This is a genomic window from Bradyrhizobium sp. USDA 3397 (assembly GCF_054060965.1).
This window is the reverse complement of record NZ_JBSSDS010000001.1, coordinates 7,802,591-7,819,278: the sequence shown is the minus strand read 5'-3', so window position 1 is coordinate 7,819,278 and position 16,688 is coordinate 7,802,591. Positions and strand designations below refer to the sequence as shown.

The following is a 16,688-nucleotide window of genomic DNA, read 5'->3' as shown; positions in this document are numbered from 1 at the left end:
ACCAAACTGCGAAAACAACCCCATGCACAGTAGAGCCTGGGTCACGGAACGGTGCCCTGTGGCGCGGCAGAACCACCTGACATTTCGGGACTATCAGGCCGCGCCGCGCCATCGGCGCATCAAGGCTTCCGAGCTGACAAACTGATACCCACATTCATTTGGGCGCGACACGCCGGTGCAGTCGATTGACGCCCCCCACGCTGCAATGGAGTGACGACAGATGAGCGCGTCGGTCATTGATTTCATCGCAACAGAAGCACGCTTTGGGGCCCGTAATTACGAGCCGATCGGGGTCGTCCTGTCGCGTGGCGAAGGTGTCTGGGTCTGGGATACTGAAGGCAACCGGTACCTCGATTGTCTGTCCGCCTATTCGGCGGTCAGCCAGGGCCACTGCCACCCCAAGATCCTGGCGGCGATGGTCGAACAGGCGCACAGGTTGACGCTCACCTCGAGGGCTTTCCACAACGACCAGCTCGCCTTGTTCTACGAGGAGATCGCCGCGCTCACCGGTTCCCACAAAGTGCTGCCGATGAACAGCGGCGCCGAGGCGGTCGAAAGCGCGATCAAGTCGGTCCGCAAATGGGGCTACGAGGTGAAGGGCGTGCCGGACGGCCAGGCCGAGATCATCGTCTGTGCCAACAATTTCCACGGACGCACGCTGGGCGTCGTCGGCTTTTCAACGGACCCCGAGACACGCGGACACTTTGGGCCGTTCGCGCCGGGCTTCAAGGTCATCCCGTTCGGCGACGCCGCGGCGCTTGCGGAAGCAATCAACCCAAACACGGTCGCCTTTCTGGTCGAGCCGATCCAGGGCGAAGCCGGTGTCGTCATTCCTCCGGCCGGCTATTTCACTGAGGTCCGGGAGCTCTGCACCGCCAACAACGTGATGCTGGTGCTCGACGAGATCCAGACCGGGCTCGGTCGCACCGGCAAGCTGCTCGCCGAAGAGCACGAGGGAATTGAGGCGGACGTGACGCTGCTCGGCAAGGCCCTGTCCGGCGGCTTCTATCCGGTCTCGGCCGTGCTCTCGAACAACGACGTGCTCGGGACTTTGCGGCCCGGGCAGCATGGCTCGACCTTCGGCGGCAACCCGCTTGCCTGCGCCGTGGCCCGCGCGGCGATGCGCGTGCTGGTCGAGGAAGGCATGATCGAGAACGCGGCGAGGCAAGGCGCGCGCTTTCTGGAGGGGTTGAAGGACATTCGCGCCAATACGATCCGCGACGTGCGCGGGCGCGGCCTGATGCTGGCGGTCGAGCTGCATCCCGAGGCCGGACGGGCACGCCGCTATTGCGAAGCGCTCCAGGCCAAGGGCATCCTCGCCAAGGATACCCATGAGCATACGATCCGCATCGCCCCACCGCTGGTGATCACCGGCGACCAGGTCGACTGGGCGCTGGAGCGGTTCGCCGCGATCCTGACGCAGGATTTCTCTTGAGACTGGCTGCGTCGGAAGATCGCAATGCCGGCCGTGGCCAAGGACGAACGATTCCACGGTCTGTGCGTTGAAAGTCGTGGGCGATTACGAGTTGGGAGCTAGAATCATGCTTCCGCGTGGCGTTTGCCTGACGGCTGTTTTGGTTGGCGTCTCGATGCTGACGACGAGCGCGTCGGCTCAGGGACCTCACGGACACGGACGGGGTGGAGGACCACCAGGACCAGCCGCAGCGCCGCCATCAGCACCACCGGCCATGGCACGCCCGGCAGCACCACCGGCTATGGCTCGTCCAGCCGCACCGCCAGCAGCACCGCCAGCCATGGCACGTCCGGCCGCGCCGCCAGCCATGCCGCAGCGACCGGCGATGGCGCCACGTCCGGCGCCGCACATCGCCTCACCGCCACCGCGTCCGACCCCACAAATCAGTGCCCCCCGAGCCGCCCCGCAGGTGGCAGCGCCCCGCCGCGAATTCCAGCGCCCGCCGGCAGCGCCGCAACGTCCGGCGATGGCGCCGCGGCCGACGCCGCAGATCGCCGCCCCTTCGCGCCCAAGTGCCCCCCCGGCCGTGAGCGAGCGATCGGGACCGCCGCGTGAGATGCTTTCGCGCCAATCCGCGGAACGCCAAGACCGCATCGACCGCTTGCAGCAGCGCGTGCAGCAATTGCAATCGCAGAAGCCGGAAGGCGCAAGGGCGCAGCAACAGCAGCAACGGTTGCTGCAGTCGCAGAGCCGTCTTCTGGAGCGCGAGCAACGCGTGCAACAGCGTTCGCAGCAGGTGGAGCAACGGCAGCGCGACATGCTGTCGCGCCAAACAACGGAGCGCCAGGCCCGCATCGAACGCCTGCAGCAGCGGGTGCAGCAATTGCAGTCGCAAAAGCCGGAAGGCGTGCAAGCGCAACGGGCGCAGCAGCGAATGCTCCAGGCGCAAAACCGCTTGCTTGGCCGAGAGCAGCGCGCGCAGCAAATTGACCTGGCGCGCCAGCAGCGGCTTGGGCTGCAGGCTCCGGCGGAGCGCGCTCCGGCACTTGCAGCCGCTGCGCAGGCCGCCGAGCGCGGACGGTTCGCGGAACGCTTCCGCGAGCAGTCCACTGCGCTGACCCAAGCGGCTCTCGTCACGCGCCAAAGCGGCTGGGCACCCCGGCAGGCCTGGCGTCACCGTCATCCCGCGGTGTTCGTGGCTTGGCTTGGGCCCGTGTTCTGGCCTTACGCCTATTCCGACATCTTCAACTACACGTTCTGGTCCTATGGCTACGAGCCCGGATATTGGGCGTACGCCTATGACGACTTCGTCGACACCGTGTTCTGGGGCGGTGACGGCCCTTACTCCGCTTATGCTAGCACCAACCCGTATGACACTCCGCAAGCCGGCGGCGGCTACCGCGCGCGCCAGCGTGCCAGCGTGAGCCCGCAGACGCTTCAACAATTGTGTGCCACGCCGGACAAGGGCGTGACCGCCTGGCCGCTTGCCGATATCGCACAGGCGGTGCGGCCGACGCCGGAGCAACGCGCATTGTTGGATGAGCTGAAGACGGCGGCGGCCAACGCTGCCGGTGTGTTCAAGGATTCCTGCGCGGAGACTTATGCACTGACTCCCCCTGGCCGCTTGCGCGCGATGATGAACCGCATCAGCGCGACGCTTGAAGCCGTCAAGATCGTTCGTCCGGCACTGGAGAATTTCTACAACTCGCTCAGTGACGAGCAGCAGGCCCGCTTCAACGCGCTTGGCCCCAATGTCGGCGAGCGCTCGCCGCAGCAGCAGGAGGCGAGTAGCGAGGGCTGTGGCGATCCGAAGTCCGGGCTCACGCAGTTGCCGATCCAGAGGATCGAGGCTGTGCTCCACCCGGCCGGCAAGCAGAAGGAGGCGCTCGACCGCCTCAGTGAAGCGACGGCGAAGGGCGTTGAAAGCCTACAGGCAGCCTGTCCGAACGATGCGCCGCTGACACCTGTCGGACGGCTGGAGACGATGCAGCATCGGCTCGAGGCCATGTTGACCGCCGCCAAGCTGGTCGAACCCGCCCTGGACGAGTTCTATGCCACGCTGAGCAGCGAGCAGAAGGCGCGCTTCAACAGGCTGCAACAGGTCGCAGGCCAATGAGGGCGTCGCTTTCTCTCGTTGCAATTTACGCAGCGGTCGACCAAGCGGGGTGACGCAATCGTTCTCCAACGAAAGCAAGCCCGCGATTGAGGGAGGGATCATGACAGCCTTAGCTTCCTCCATAAAACACGACATTGCTGCGGCGTACGCCGCGTGGGATTCAGCATTCAACAAAGCAGATGCCAGGGCTATCGCGGCGACTTACGTGCCAGACGCCAAATTGTTGCCGCCAACGCATCAAGTGATATCCGGTCCGACAGAGATCGAGAGCTTCTTTGCTGGGCTGTTTTCAAGCGGATTCACCGATCACAGGTTGGTCCTCATCGACGCCGGCGGAGATGAGAAGATCGTCTACGGCACGGCCCATTGGAGCGCCAACGGTAAGACAGAGGATGGCGCCAGCCAACCTGCAGGCGGGATCGCAACCCACGTGTTTGAGCGTCAGGCAGATGGTTCGCTGAAGCTGAAGTTGCATACGTTCAATTGAGCTGACCGTTGCCTGATGCGGCACGAGGAGGCTTGTCGTGGATATCGCGCAATGGCTTTGCGGTCTCGGGCTGGAGCGCTACATAAAGACCTTTTGTGACGCTGAAATCACGTCCGAAATTTTGCCAGAACTGACCGAAGCCGACCTGCGGGAGCTTGGCTTGCCACTCGGCCCACGCAAGGCTGTGCTAAAGGCAATCCATGCACTCGCTCCGCCGATCACCCCGGTGGCTGTCAACGCCAATGGACCTGCCGACTACGCGAAGCCATCGATCCCTTCGGACGCGGAGCGTCGACAGCTCACAGTCATGTTCGTCGACCTGGTCGGCTCGACGGCACTTGCTTCAGGGCGGGATCCCGAGGAGTTGCGTGACCTCTTGCAGGCCTACCATAACACCGTGGTGGGCGAGATCGACCGATTCGAAGGCCACATAGCCAAATTCCTGGGCGATGGCGTTCTCGCTTATTTCGGCTGGCCGCGGGCGCACGAAGATGAGGCGGAGCGCGCCGTTCGCGCCGGGCTTCGAGTGACCAAGGCGGTCGCCTCCCTTACCGAACCGGGTGGTGCAGCGCTCGCCGCTCGCGTCGGCATCGCAACCGGTCTGGTCGTGGTCGGCGAGCTGATTGGCGAGGGAGAGGCTCGCGAGCGCGCAGTCATCGGCGAAACACCAAACCTAGCCGCCCGACTGCAAGATCTGGCCAACCCAAGTGATGTGGTGATTGCGGAATCGACCCGCCGCCTACTCGGCGAAGCTTTCACGTACCACGACCTCGGCACGGTGCCTCTCAAAGGTTTCCCGGAACTGGTGCAGGCGTGGCTTGTCATTGGTGAAGGCGCGGCAGAGAGCAGGTTCGAGGCCCGGCATGGCTTGGCAACGACCGCACTGGTCGGACGGAATGAAGAACTTGCATTGCTCCTGGATCGCTGGGAGCGGGCGAAAGAGCGGGAAGGACAGATCGTCCTGCTCGGCGGCGAAGCCGGCATTGGCAAGTCGCGGCTCGTGCGAGCCTTACGCGACCAGGTCGCCCGTGTGCCGCACACGCCGCTGAGCCATTTCTGTTCACCATTTCATACCAACACCGCTCTGTATCCCGTCGTTGGCCTCCTTGAACGGGCAGCGGCAATACGGCGGGAGGACGCTTCCGACGAACAGCTCGATAAACTCGAGGCCATGCTCGCGCTTGGTGCGGACGATGTGCATGAGAGCGCGCCGGTTCTCGCGGATCTCTTGGCAATCCCGACCGGGGAGAGATACCCGCCCCTCGCACTCAGTCCGCACCAGAAGAAGGAGCGAACCTTCCAGGCCCTTCTGGAACAGATACAAGGCTTAGCGACAAAACAGCCAGTGCTTGCCGTCTACGAGGACGTCCATTGGGCGGACCCTACTATGCTCGAATTCCTCGATCGGCTTGTCGACGAGGTGCAGCGACTTCCGATTTTGATGATCGTTACCTTCCGGCCCGAGTTCATTCCGCGCTGGACGGGTCATGGACATGTGACAGCGCTCTTTCTAAGCCGGCTGGGACGTCGGCAAGGGGCGGCAGTCGTTGACCGGATCACGGGCGGCAAAACACTCCCTCAGGAGGTGCTTGAGCAGATTCTGGCCAAGACCGACGGCGTGCCGTTGTTCGTCGAGGAGCTCACCAAAGCCGTCGTCGAATCCGGTCTGCTCAAAGACCACGGCAGCCGTTATGAGCTGATCGGCCCATTACCGCCGCTGGCGATCCCGACGACGCTGCAGGACTCCTTGATGGCCCGGCTTGATCGATTGGCGCCGGTCAAGGAAGTTGCCCAGATTGCAGCTTGCATCGGACGCGAATTCGGACACGATCTTCTGCGCCTTGTAACGGCGCTCGACGAGCACGCGCTCCAGCATGCTCTCAATGACCTATTGGCCGCGGAACTGATATTCCGTCGTGGCGTACCTCCGAATGTTGGCTACAGCTTCAAACATGCGCTGGTGCAGGACATCGCGCACGAGAGTCTTCTAAAGAGCAAGCGGCAGCAGATCCATGCCCGCATAGCTGCAGCTCTCGAACAACATTACCCTGCCCGTGCTGAGGCAGAGCCGGAGACGATCGCTCTGCATCTCACCGAGGGTGGACTGGCAGGAAAGGCGGTGGACTATTGGCTGCGGGCCGGCCGCATTGCGGCCGGGCGTTCCGCAAATCTCGAAGCGATCACTCATCTCACAAGGGGGCTGGAGGCACTCAGGTCCAATCCACAAGGGCCGGAGCGCGATCGCCAGGAGCTCGCTCTGCAAACAGCAATCGGAGGTCCACTGATTGCCATTCACGGATACACGGCTCCGCAGCTTGGCACAGCCTTCAGCAGGGCTCATGCGCTCTGCTATGAACTCGACGACACGGGCGCCTTGTTTTCCACCCTTAGCGGCAAATTCATCTTCCACTTCGTGCGCGGCGACTTTGCTGCCATGCAGAGCCTCGTTGCCGAGGCGCAGCGCGCCGCCGAGCGCACCAGTGACACAGCGCTGGAACTAGCTGTGCATCGTCTGGCCGCGCTCACCGCCATGCATGCCGGTGATTTTCTGACCGCACGCTCGGAGTTCGAAACGATCTTGAGTCGCTATCAGCCGGAGGCGCATCGGCCGCCACCTGTGCACTACGTACATGACCCAAAGGCCTCGGCGCTACCCTACTTGGCGATTGTGCTTTGGGTTCTGGGTTACCCCGAACAGGCTCAGCGGACTAGCCGTGCCGCATCTCAATACGCTATTGAGTTGAATCAGACGAACCTTACCGCGCATGTGCAGGTCTATGGCGGGGCGGCCACTGCGGAGCTAATGGGTGACGTGGCGGCCGTCAAAGCGCACGCCGAGGCCATCATCGATCTCGCCGATCAGAACAGCTTGAACTATTGGCGCGAGAGCGGCCTCATCCTGCGGGGCTGGGCCATGGCCCAAGAGGGCAACGTGGAGGGCGGCCTGGCGCTCATGCGCCTCAGTCTCAACGAGCGGAACAGGCTCGGAGCCAGTTGGTACCAGGTTCGGTACTTATGGATGCTCGCGGCCACCTACCTCCACTTAGGTGACCACGACAACGGCGTCGCTGCCCTTGCCGAAGCAAAGGTCCTTGCCGCCCGCAGCGACGAGCATATGTGGGAGGCAGAACTTGCATGCATCGATGGCGAACTGCACCGAATTCGCGGTGCTCCAGCTGACGAGGTCGAGGGGTATTTGCAAACTGCACTCAAGGTCGCCCAAAGCCAGAGCGCAAAGTCCTTTGAATTACGTGCCGCAATGCATTTGGCTCGGCTTTGGCGCGACCAGGGTAGGATAGCCGACGCGCGGTGCCTTCTTGGCTCGGTTTACGGCTGGTTTACGGAAGGCTTCGAAACGCCGGACCTTCGTTCCGCCAAGGCGCTCATGGAGGAGCTTTCCCAATCATGATCGCGCGCCTTTTCAAGCTTCAGACGTTGCCGTACAGCGAGCACACGGGTGATACGGCAACCCTCTACTTGCGTGATTTTATGAGTACACGGCCTTTCCTCACGCGGCGGAAATCGTCTTCCGCTCAGCACTTCGCATCTGTGATCGCTTGAGGCTGCTCTACCTCATTCAAGACGATGGCGTTGCATTGTTGGAAATGGGAAGATAGCTCGAGGTCAGCCAGATGATCCCAGTATTCTGCCTCTGCGAGCAGCTTCCATTTGTTCATGCTGTTGTACGCGGCCTGTTGACGGCACAGTGAGCTCATCGCACGCAAGCGTCGCACTTTCTCCACTGCGAACCTCCCTCCGCGCCTGCTTGGTTGCAAGCGCATTTGTGTCGTCAGAGCTTCGCAGATCGAATTGACGAGTGATAGTTCGGGATTCAACGGAAAAATCGATGATAGCGCAATCGTCTGACTTTTCACGAGACACTCGAGGCAACTACACCACCGTTCTATGCCGCGTGATGCAGGTGCGAAGCACCTCGTCCATCGGCTTGCCCCACCAGTCGTTGGAGAAAATCTCGATCTCGGAATAGCCGGCAAAGCCCTGCGCTTCGACGGCCGCGCGCACCGATTTGATGTCGATGACGCCGTCGCCCATCATGCCGCGGTCGTTGAGGATGTCTTTTGTCGGCACCAGCCAGTCGCAGACATGGAACGCCAGCAGGCGGTCCCGGCCGGCGCGTGCGATCTGGTCCATCAGCTCCGGATCCCACCAGATGTGATAGACATCGAGCGCGACGCCGAGCATGCCGGTGCGGCCGGGATCGAGCCGGTCGCAGATATCGAGCGCCTGCTTGGTTGTGTTCACGCAGGCGCGGTCGGCCGCATAGGCCGGATGCAACGGCTCGATCGCCAGCGGCAGCTTGGCTTGCCTCGCGTAGTCGAGCATGTCAGCGAGCGCTTCCTCGACTTGCCCGCGCGCTGCCACCAGATCCTTCGAAGCCTCACTGCCCGGCCGCGAATATTGCGGCAGGCCGCCGACGACGAGGACGATGCAGGGCGCGCCTAGTGCCTTGGCTTCATCGACACAGCGCCTGTTATCGTCGCGCACTTCGCCCCGGCGCGAGACATCCGAGGTGAACATGCCGCCGCGGCAATAGCCTGAGAGATCAAGGCCAGTCTCGCGCACCGCGCGCGCGGCGCGGTCGAGACCGACGTTCGCGACCTGGTCACGCCAGGGATCGATGGCTCGGATGCCGTGACGTGCGCAGGCATCGATAATCTCGATGAGGTCACCCTGCTTGCGGACCGTCGCCGTGTTCAGCGACAGCCAGCGGTGATCGGACGAAAAAGCGCGCATCAGGATTCGATACCGTGGGTGGCGAGCACGGTCTTCATCCGTTGCGTCGCGAGTTCAGGATTGGCGAGCAGGCCGGCCTTGTCGGCGAGACGGAACAGCTCGGCGAGATGCAGCGTGGAGCGGGTGCTCTCCTGTCCGCCGACCATGGTGAAATGATCCTGGTGGCCGTTGAGGTAGGCCATGAAGACGACGCCGGTCTTGTAGAACCGCGTCGGCGCCTTGAAGATATGACGCGACAGCGGCACCGTCGGGCCCAGCACGTCATGGAAGCCAGCCTCGTCGCCGGCCGCCAGCCGCGACAGCGCGTAGGACGCCGCCGGCGCGATGGCATCGAAGATGCCGAGCAGCGCGTGCGAAAAGCCTTCGCTGTCGCCGGCGATCAGCTCCGCGTAGTTGAAATCGTCGCCGGTGTACATCTTGATGCGCTTGTCGAGCCGGCGACGCATGTCAATCTCGCGCTGCTTGTCGAGCAGCGAAACCTTGACGCCGTCGACCTTGGCGGCGTTGCCGTTGATGATGGCGACGGCAATGTCCATGGCCTTGTCGAGATCCCTCGTGCCCCAATATCCCGCCAGCGCCGGATCGAACATGTCGCCGAGCCAGTGGATGATGACGGGCTCACGGACCTGCGAAAGCACGCGATCATAGACTTTGGCGTAGTCGTCGGCATTGCGACCGAGTTTTGCGAGGGCCCGCGAGGCCATCAGGATGATGCGGCCGCCGACTTTCTCCACCGCCGAGATCTGCTCTTCATAGGCGCGGATGACGTCGTCGAGGTTTCTCGCGTCCTCCACTGCGAGATGATCCGTGCCTGCACCGGAGAACACCAGCGCGTTGCGGCGCTTGGCGGCGGCGACGGAGCGCGTGATCAGCCCCAGCGAGGTCGGCCAGTCCAGCCCCATGCCGCGCTGCGCGGTGTCCATGGCTTCGGCAACGCCGAGACCGAGGTCCCAGACGTGCTCGCGGAAGGCGATGGTCCTGTCCCAGTCGACCGCGGCCGACAGCCAGGGATCGTTGTCGGCGAAGGGATCGGCAACGGTGTGCACGGCCGAGAAGGCGATGCGGTTCAGCGGCCCTTCGAGCTTTGCGGGAAAGGTGCGCGAGGCCGCGAGCCGATAGGTCTCGATCGAGCGATCGGGCTTGGGGAGCTTCAGCGACAAAGACGAGATCGGTTGGACTGGCTTGTTCATGATTTCGAACCTCTCCTCGTCATTGCGAGCGAAGCGAAGCAATCCAGACTGCCTCCGCGGAAAGATTCTGGATTGCTTCGCTTCGCTCGCAATGACGGCTCAGTAGACATCGGGATTATCCGACTGACCTCAAACCTTGATGGGGGCGACGTCGATCCAACGCCGCTCCTTCCAGCTCTTCAGCGCGCATTCGGCGAGCTGCACGCCCTTGGCGCCTTCGAGCAGCGTGAACTTGTAAGGAGCGTCCTCGTAGACGTGGCGGATGAACATTTCCCACTGCTCTTTGAAGCCGTTGTCGTAGGTGACGTTATCGGGCAGCTTCTGCCAGTCGCCGTAGAAATCGTGCAGCCGCTTCTCGTCGGGATTCCACACCGGGCGCGGTGTCGCCTGCCGCGCCTGGATCATGCAATCGGTGAGTCCCGCGACCGCCGAGCCGAGCGTACCGTCAACCTGGAAGGTGACGAGGTCGTCGCGATAGACGCGCGTGACCCAGGACATGTTGATGTGGGCGATGATGCCGCCTTCGAGCTGGAACGTGGCGTAGGCGGAATCGTCCGCGGTCGCCTTGTACTTCTGGCCCTGCTCGTCATAGCGCTCGGGGATATCGGTGTTGCCGATGCAGCTCACGCTCTGGACGTTGCCGAAGAGGTTGTCCAGCACGTAGCGCCAATGGCAGACCATGTCGAGGATGATGCCGCCGCCATCCTCATCGCGATAGTTCCAGGACGGCCGCTGCGCCTCCTGCCAGCCGCCCTCGAATACCCAATAGCCGAACTCGCCGCGCACCGAGAGGATGCGGCCGAAGAAGCCAGAATCGCGCAGGAAGGCAATCTTCTTCAGGCCCGGCAGAAACAGCTTGTCCTGCACCGTGCCGTGCTTGACGCCCTTGGCATTGGCGAGCTTCACGACCTTGACGGCTTCCTCGAAATTGGTCGCGATCGGCTTCTCGCAATAGACATGCTTGCCGGCGTTGATGGCCTGGGTCAACAGGCCGGGCCGCGCCTGCGTGGTCGCGGCGTCGAAGAACATGGTGTCGTTCTTGTCGGCGAGCGCGGCATCGAGATCGGTGGTCCAGCGCGTGATGTTGAAGCGCTTGGCGAGCGCCTCGACCTTGTCGGCGCTGCGGCCGACCAGGATCGGATCGGGCATGACGCGGTCGCCGTTCTTCAAGCGGACGCCACCCTGGTCGCGGATCGCGACGATCGAGCGGATCAGATGCTGGTTGAGCCCCATGCGGCCGGTGACGCCGTTCATGATGAGGCCGAGGCGTTGCGTGGTCATGCCAATTGCTCCTGAGATCTTGGCTGGGCGAGCGGGCGCAATGCCGACCAGTCCGGATGGACCGACGAGGCGAAGCCCGCGCAATGAAGCGATCCCGTCAGGAGATCGCCGTCGTGAATGGAGAGGCGGATGCCCCGCCCGGCATCGGCATAGAGATCGGGATGCGCGGCGGCGTAGGCCTGAGCTTCTGCTATGGGCGTTTCACCAAAGCCATCGACGTAGTGGTGGCCGTTGCGTTCGGCATGGGGAACGCCAAGGAAGGCGCCGAGCGCAAGATCCTGCTGCAGGGCAAGGCCCGCCTGGCAGGTGAGATCCTCGCCGGTGACGAAAAAGGTCTCGCCCTCCGCGGTCCATTTCGCTGCGCGCGTGGCGTTGATGATGGACTTGTAAAATCCCTTGCAGGATTTCGAGGAGATGCCGCGATAGCCGAGCGCCCGTGCTGCCGGGAACGCGTCGTAGGAATCGTCGGCTTCGTCGATGATGAAGCCACGTGTGCCCAGCGCGCCGAGCGGCGATCGCCGCGTGATGTCGCGCGGCATCGGCTGCTCGACATAGAGCAGGCGCGCGGCAATCGGGCGTAGCGCGGCGTCGCGATTGAGCCCGTCCATCAGCGCCTGTAACGCGGCGAGGTCCGCATATTGCTCGTTGGCGTCGAGCGTCACCCTGGTGTCGTCTTCGAGCGTCGCGAGCTCCTTGCCGATGCGGGCAAGCCGTGCCGCATCGGCTGCGGGATCGCCCGATAGTTTGAGCTTGAAATAGCGCGCACCGCCGTTCTCGCTGCGATCGGCAACGCCGCCGGTCCCTTCCACGACATCATCGAGGCCGACGGTGTGCCTGACGGCAACGCGCGCCAGCGCCCCCCGGCCGGCGAGGAACGTCCGGATGTCCCTCTCGCTCACGTCAGGAGATAGTCGCGCATCGATGCCGGCGATGTTGCCGGCCATGCCGTCGAAGAAGTTGGCCTCCGCACCGCGCAGCAGCGCGTCGAGGATCGCCTTGTCGATCTCAGCGGGGCCATAAGCCGCCGCAAGGGCCGGAATGTTCTCCTTCGCACAGATTGCGACCTGGGCACCGATGCATGAGGCATGCAGATCGAACGCCGTCTGGAATCCGGTCCGTGCCAGATAGAGCCCTCGCGCGATCTGAAGCGAGCGTTGCAGACCGTCCACCGTCTGCGCCGGCGACAGCTCCGGCCGCTTGTCGAACCATTTTGGCACCAGCAGTTCGGCGCTGGCACCGACCGCGGTTCCCCTGCCCTCGACCTCGATCTCGGCCCGCACGAACAGCTGCGGCGTCGCGTTGATCGTGATCGCACCGAAGCGGAACGGCCGCGCGAACTGCACGGGACGTTCGAAGAAGGCGATGTCTCGCAGCTTCAGGCGGGAGGACATGGTGTTAACTGGCTTCCGAGATGTCGCGCAGGCGGCGGTGCACCTCTCCCGCTTGCGGGAGAGGTCGGCGTGCAGCGCCGGGTGAGGGTTTTCTCCTCTGGGGGAGTGTCCCGATGTGGAGACACCCTCTCACCAGCCCTCCCCCGCAGGCGGGGGAGGAAGCGCACTGTGCTTGCCGCAATCGACGAGAGTCCCACGGCCGTCAATCCAACGCCCCTTGCGAGAAGAAATGCTTGCGGATGCGCTGCACGAGCTCGGTGAACACCGGGTCTGCCATCGCGTCGAGCGAGCGCGGACGCGGCAGCGGCACGTCGTAGATCGCGGCGATCGCGCCGGGGCGCTCGGTCATGACCAGCACGCGGTCGGCGAGGAACACGGCTTCCGGAATCGAATGCGTGATCAGGAGCACGGTCTTCTTCGTCTCACGCTGGATCCGCATCAATTCGACATTCATGCGCTCGCGCGTCAGCGCGTCGAGCGCGCCGAACGGCTCGTCCATCAGCATGATCTTCGGGTCGTGCACCAGCGCGCGGCAGATCGAGGCGCGCTGCTGCATGCCGCCGGAGAGCTGCCAGGGCAGCTTCTTCTCGAAGCCTTCGAGGCCGACCAGCTTCAGCAGCGACTTGGCGCGGTCGAGATATTCCTGCCGCGGCAGCCGCTTCATGTCGATCGGCAGCATCACGTTGCCCAGGATGTTGCGCCAGGGCAGCAGCAGCGCGTTCTGGAACACGATGCCGACATTGCCGTGCGGCGTCGTCACCTTCTGGCCCTCGACCAGGATCTCGCCCGTGGTCGGCGCCAGCAGGCCCGAGATCAATTTGAGCAGCGTGGACTTGCCGCAGCCGGAAGGGCCGACCACGACGAAGAACTCGCCGTCATTGATGTGGAAGTCGAGCGGCCGCAGCGACGGCACGTCGCCGTCGCGCGTCCGGTAGGTCTTCGACACGCCCGACAGCTTGATGCCCGACGCATCACCGGCAGCCCGGTCGCTCACCAGTCTCAGATGAGCGGCCGACTGCGCGGTTTCACTCATGACAGTCGCAGGTTTCACGAGCCGCTCTTCGGCAGGTAATCGCTGGTGTAGAAAGCCTTCGGGTTCTCCTTGGCCTTGGCGTCAAGGCCGCCATATTCGACCAGCAGATTGACGGTCTCGGTCATGTTCTGGTCGGTGACCTGGAACGGCCGCTTGCCCTTGGTCTCCGCGGTCCGGTACAGCGGGATGGTCAGCTCAAACCCCTGCGTCAGCGTGTCGATCTTGCCGCCCTTGGGGTTGGCATCGAGGATCGACTGCGCCGCCGCCTTCGGCTCCTTCTCGGCAGCTTCGACCGCCTTCGTCGTCGCCGACATGAAGCGGCGGACGAGGTCCGCATTGGCCTTCACATAGTCGGTATTGGCGATGACGCCCGAGGAGACCATGTTGATGCCGTAGTCGGCGAACTTGATCGGGTAGACCTCCTTGCCCGTCGCGTCCTTGATCTTCATCGACTGGTCCATAACGTAGCCGAGCAACAGATCGGCCTGGCCGTTGATGACGGCGTTGAGCTTGGTCTGACCGTCGCCGGCGACGGTCTTGAAGTCGCTCTCCTTCAGGCCCGTCTTCTTCAGGAACAGCGGCCAGATCTGGGTCATGGAGTCCGCGGGCGTGATCGCCACCGTCTTGCCCTTGATGTCCTCGGGCTTCCTGATGTTCTTGTCGGCGAAGCCCATCGCGGACATCGGGGAGGTCTGCAGCAGCACGCCGGTTGCAACCACGGGCGCGCCCTTGATCGCGGCGCGCATCATGGTGGGGACGTCGACATAGCCGAAGTCGGCGGTCTTGGCGGCAACCGCCTGCGTGGTCGCAGCCGAGCCGCGGCCTTCCTGGATCTCGAGCTCGATGCCTTCGGCGGCGTAGATGCCCTTGGCCTTGCCGTAATAGAACGGCGCGTGCTCGCCATAGACGTACCAGTTCAGCATCAGCACGACCTTGTCGGCTGCCTGCGCCGGCATGGCTGCGAACGCCATCAGTGCTACGGATGCAGCTCCAATCAACCGCTTCATCGTTTCTCTCCCTTGCCGTTGTTGCGTCGGCCGTTGGCGGCCGCTCGTTGCTTTAGTCAGGATGCAAAGATCACGTCCTCGCGCTGGCTGACATGCCAGGGAATGACCAGCTTCTCGATGCGGTCGACGATCCAGAACAGGACCACGCCGAGCAGCGCCAGGATCACCAGCGCCGCGAACATCGTCGGCAGGTCGAAGGTGCCGATCGAGCGCTGCATCACGTAGCCGATGCCGGAATTGGAGCCGACGAACTCGCCGACCACCGCGCCGACCACGGCCAGCGTCACCGACACTTTGAGGCCGGAGAAGATCGCCGGCAGCGCATGCGGCAGGTTCACCGCGCGGAACACCTGCAAGCGGCTGCCCTGCATGGCGCGGGCGAGATCGACCATATCGGGGTCCACCGACTTGAAGCCCTGCACCGCGGAGACCACCACCGGGAAGAAGCCGAGCAGGAACGCCGAGATCACCTTCGGAATGATGCCGAAACCGAACCAGACCACGAACAGCGGTGCGATCGCGATCTTCGGCACCGATTGCGAGAACACCAGCAGTGGATAGATATAGCTCTCCACCGTCTTCGAGCCCGCGATCAGCATCGCGACGGGAATGCCGAACAGCGCCGACAGCAGGAAGCCGCAGACGGTCGCATAGGTGGTCGGCCAGGACTGGCGCAGCAGCTCCGGCCATTCGGTGCGCAGCACGGCGACGACGTCGAGCGGCGCCGGGATCTGGTACGCGGGGATTCTGAACAGCCGGATCGCGAGATCCCAGGCGACGACGATGAAGACCAGGAACAAGAACGGCCGAACCCAGGCTGCATTCAGCAGCTTGGAAACAGCGTTTTGCGGCTTCGGCTCGGCCAATTTTCACTCCCGGCAGTCTTCTTCGTTATGGGGAGAAATTAACCCGTTGGATAAATACTGTCCAGAGCTTTCCCTGTGACGTTTTGTGCTCGAGGTTCCGGGAGCTTTTTGGGGACCGGACTATCGCCTTCCGTGTCCCGGACGCGCTGCAATGTAAGCGTTGCTGCGCTGCGTCCGGGGCACGGGGGCGGAGTGAGGTGCACGCCGCTTCCACGTGGTCATTGCGAGCGCAGCGAAGCAATCCAGAAACTTTCCGCGGAGACAGTCTGGATTGCTTCGCTGCGCTCGCAATGACGGAGCAAGGCGCCCCATCATGGCTACGAGCTACACCGCCTGCACGATCGCGGCGCGCGACTTCGGCGTCTTCGCGATCTCGAACAGCGCCGCGGATTGCCCCGTCAGCGCGGCCAGCACAAGGCCCACCATATGCGCCAGCCGCTCGTCCTTGGCTTTCTTGTCCAGCAAGTCGCGGCCGAAGATCACGCTGAGCGTTGCCGAATTGGAGAGATAGAAGAAGCTGAGCGCCGCGATGGAGATGTAGAGCTGCACCGGATCGACCGCGACCTGGAAATCGCCGCTCTCGACACCGCGGCGCACCACGGTGCGGATCATCTCGACGAAGGGCGAGTGCATCGACTTGACCTTGGTCGATTTCTTCAGGTGCTTTGCGCGCGCGAGGTTCTCGGTCTGCAGCAGCGAGAGGAATTCGGGATTGCGCAGGAAGTAGTTCCAGGTGAACTCGATCAGGCGGCGGATCGCCTCGGGCGGATCGAGGTGCTCGAGATCGAGCCCCCGCTCCTCGCTGCGAATCTTGTCATAGGCGCCTTCGAGGACGGCGAGATAGAGCTCGTCCTTGTTGCCGACGTGATAGTAGAGCATGCGCTTGTTGGCGCCGGCCTTGGCCGCGATGCGGTCGACGCGTGCGCCGGCAAGACCATGGGCGGAAAACTCCTGCTTGGCGGCTTCGAGAATGCGCAGCCGCATCCCCTCGGGGTCGCGCTGCCATTTCAGAGTTCGCTTTGCCTTCGCCAAACCGGGTGCTCGCTGGGTGCTGACAAGACGCGTGTAGCACGCGAGCGTGCGTTTGAGAACGTCTCGTCATTCCGGGGCGCGCCTCTTGGCGCGAGCCCGGAATCCATTTGGCGGCA

Annotated in this window: 13 protein-coding genes; 4 read left to right on the top strand and 9 right to left on the bottom strand. The window is 63.5% G+C overall.

The annotated features are described in order from the left end of the window. Positions 1 to 220: 220 nt before the first annotated feature. The 4 genes from rocD (at position 221) to ACVWYQ_RS36360 (ending at position 7,426) form a co-directional block, all read left to right on the top strand. Positions 221 to 1,435, top strand: a complete 1,215-nt coding sequence (gene rocD / locus ACVWYQ_RS36375; protein WP_404542654.1) for an ornithine--oxo-acid transaminase — start codon at positions 221 to 223, stop codon at positions 1,433 to 1,435. Positions 1,436 to 2,075: 640 nt separating this feature from the next. Further along, complete coding sequence (locus ACVWYQ_RS36370; RefSeq protein WP_271545401.1) at positions 2,076 to 3,530, top strand: Spy/CpxP family protein refolding chaperone; 1,455 nt, start codon at positions 2,076 to 2,078, stop codon at positions 3,528 to 3,530. A gap of 100 nt (positions 3,531 to 3,630) precedes the next feature. Further along, positions 3,631 to 4,017: a YybH family protein gene (locus ACVWYQ_RS36365; RefSeq protein WP_404542656.1), complete on the top strand. Its 387-nt coding sequence runs from the start codon at positions 3,631 to 3,633 to the stop codon at positions 4,015 to 4,017. Between the two features lie 37 nt (positions 4,018 to 4,054). Continuing rightward, positions 4,055 to 7,426 carry an AAA family ATPase gene (locus ACVWYQ_RS36360; RefSeq protein ID WP_456727063.1) on the top strand — a complete coding sequence of 1,124 codons (3,372 nt, stop codon included), beginning with the start codon at positions 4,055 to 4,057 and terminating at the stop codon, positions 7,424 to 7,426. A 124-nt stretch (positions 7,427 to 7,550) separates the two neighbouring features. Here the strand turns inward: ACVWYQ_RS36360 and ACVWYQ_RS36355 are convergent, their stop codons facing one another. From ACVWYQ_RS36355 to ACVWYQ_RS36315, 9 genes are all read right to left on the bottom strand, one after another. Then, complete coding sequence (locus ACVWYQ_RS36355; protein WP_333919950.1) at positions 7,551 to 7,892, bottom strand: hypothetical protein; 342 nt, start codon at positions 7,890 to 7,892, stop codon at positions 7,551 to 7,553. A gap of 16 nt (positions 7,893 to 7,908) precedes the next feature. Next, positions 7,909 to 8,772 (bottom strand): sugar phosphate isomerase/epimerase family protein, encoded by an 864-nt coding sequence (locus tag ACVWYQ_RS36350; RefSeq protein WP_271545407.1) that lies wholly within the window; start codon positions 8,770 to 8,772, stop codon positions 7,909 to 7,911. Next, a complete protein-coding gene (locus tag ACVWYQ_RS36345; protein ID WP_456727062.1) occupies positions 8,772 to 9,962 on the bottom strand; it encodes a dihydrodipicolinate synthase family protein in 1,191 nt (396 codons plus the stop codon). Before ACVWYQ_RS36345 ends, ACVWYQ_RS36350 begins: the two co-directional genes overlap by 1 nt. A 129-nt stretch (positions 9,963 to 10,091) precedes the next feature. Beyond that, complete coding sequence (locus ACVWYQ_RS36340; RefSeq protein ID WP_271545410.1) at positions 10,092 to 11,243, bottom strand: Gfo/Idh/MocA family protein; 1,152 nt, start codon at positions 11,241 to 11,243, stop codon at positions 10,092 to 10,094. Next, on the bottom strand, positions 11,240 to 12,634 hold the full coding sequence (locus ACVWYQ_RS36335; protein ID WP_456727061.1) for a hypothetical protein: 1,395 nt from the start codon (positions 12,632 to 12,634) through the stop codon (positions 11,240 to 11,242). The genes ACVWYQ_RS36340 and ACVWYQ_RS36335 overlap by 4 nt, the downstream gene beginning before the upstream one ends. 202 nt (positions 12,635 to 12,836) lie before the next feature. Next, positions 12,837 to 13,667 carry an ABC transporter ATP-binding protein gene (locus ACVWYQ_RS36330; RefSeq protein ID WP_271545667.1) on the bottom strand — a complete coding sequence of 277 codons (831 nt, stop codon included), beginning with the start codon at positions 13,665 to 13,667 and terminating at the stop codon, positions 12,837 to 12,839. Between the two features lie 14 nt (positions 13,668 to 13,681). Then, positions 13,682 to 14,674, bottom strand: coding sequence for an ABC transporter substrate-binding protein (locus ACVWYQ_RS36325; protein ID WP_271545413.1), 993 nt, complete (start codon positions 14,672 to 14,674; stop codon positions 13,682 to 13,684). Between the two features lie 56 nt (positions 14,675 to 14,730). Beyond that, positions 14,731 to 15,540 (bottom strand): ABC transporter permease, encoded by an 810-nt coding sequence (locus tag ACVWYQ_RS36320; RefSeq protein WP_128263494.1) that lies wholly within the window; start codon positions 15,538 to 15,540, stop codon positions 14,731 to 14,733. Positions 15,541 to 15,864: 324 nt separating this feature from the next. Then, positions 15,865 to 16,572: a TetR/AcrR family transcriptional regulator gene (locus ACVWYQ_RS36315; protein ID WP_271545416.1), complete on the bottom strand. Its 708-nt coding sequence runs from the start codon at positions 16,570 to 16,572 to the stop codon at positions 15,865 to 15,867. Between the last annotated feature and the right edge of the window lie 116 nt (positions 16,573 to 16,688).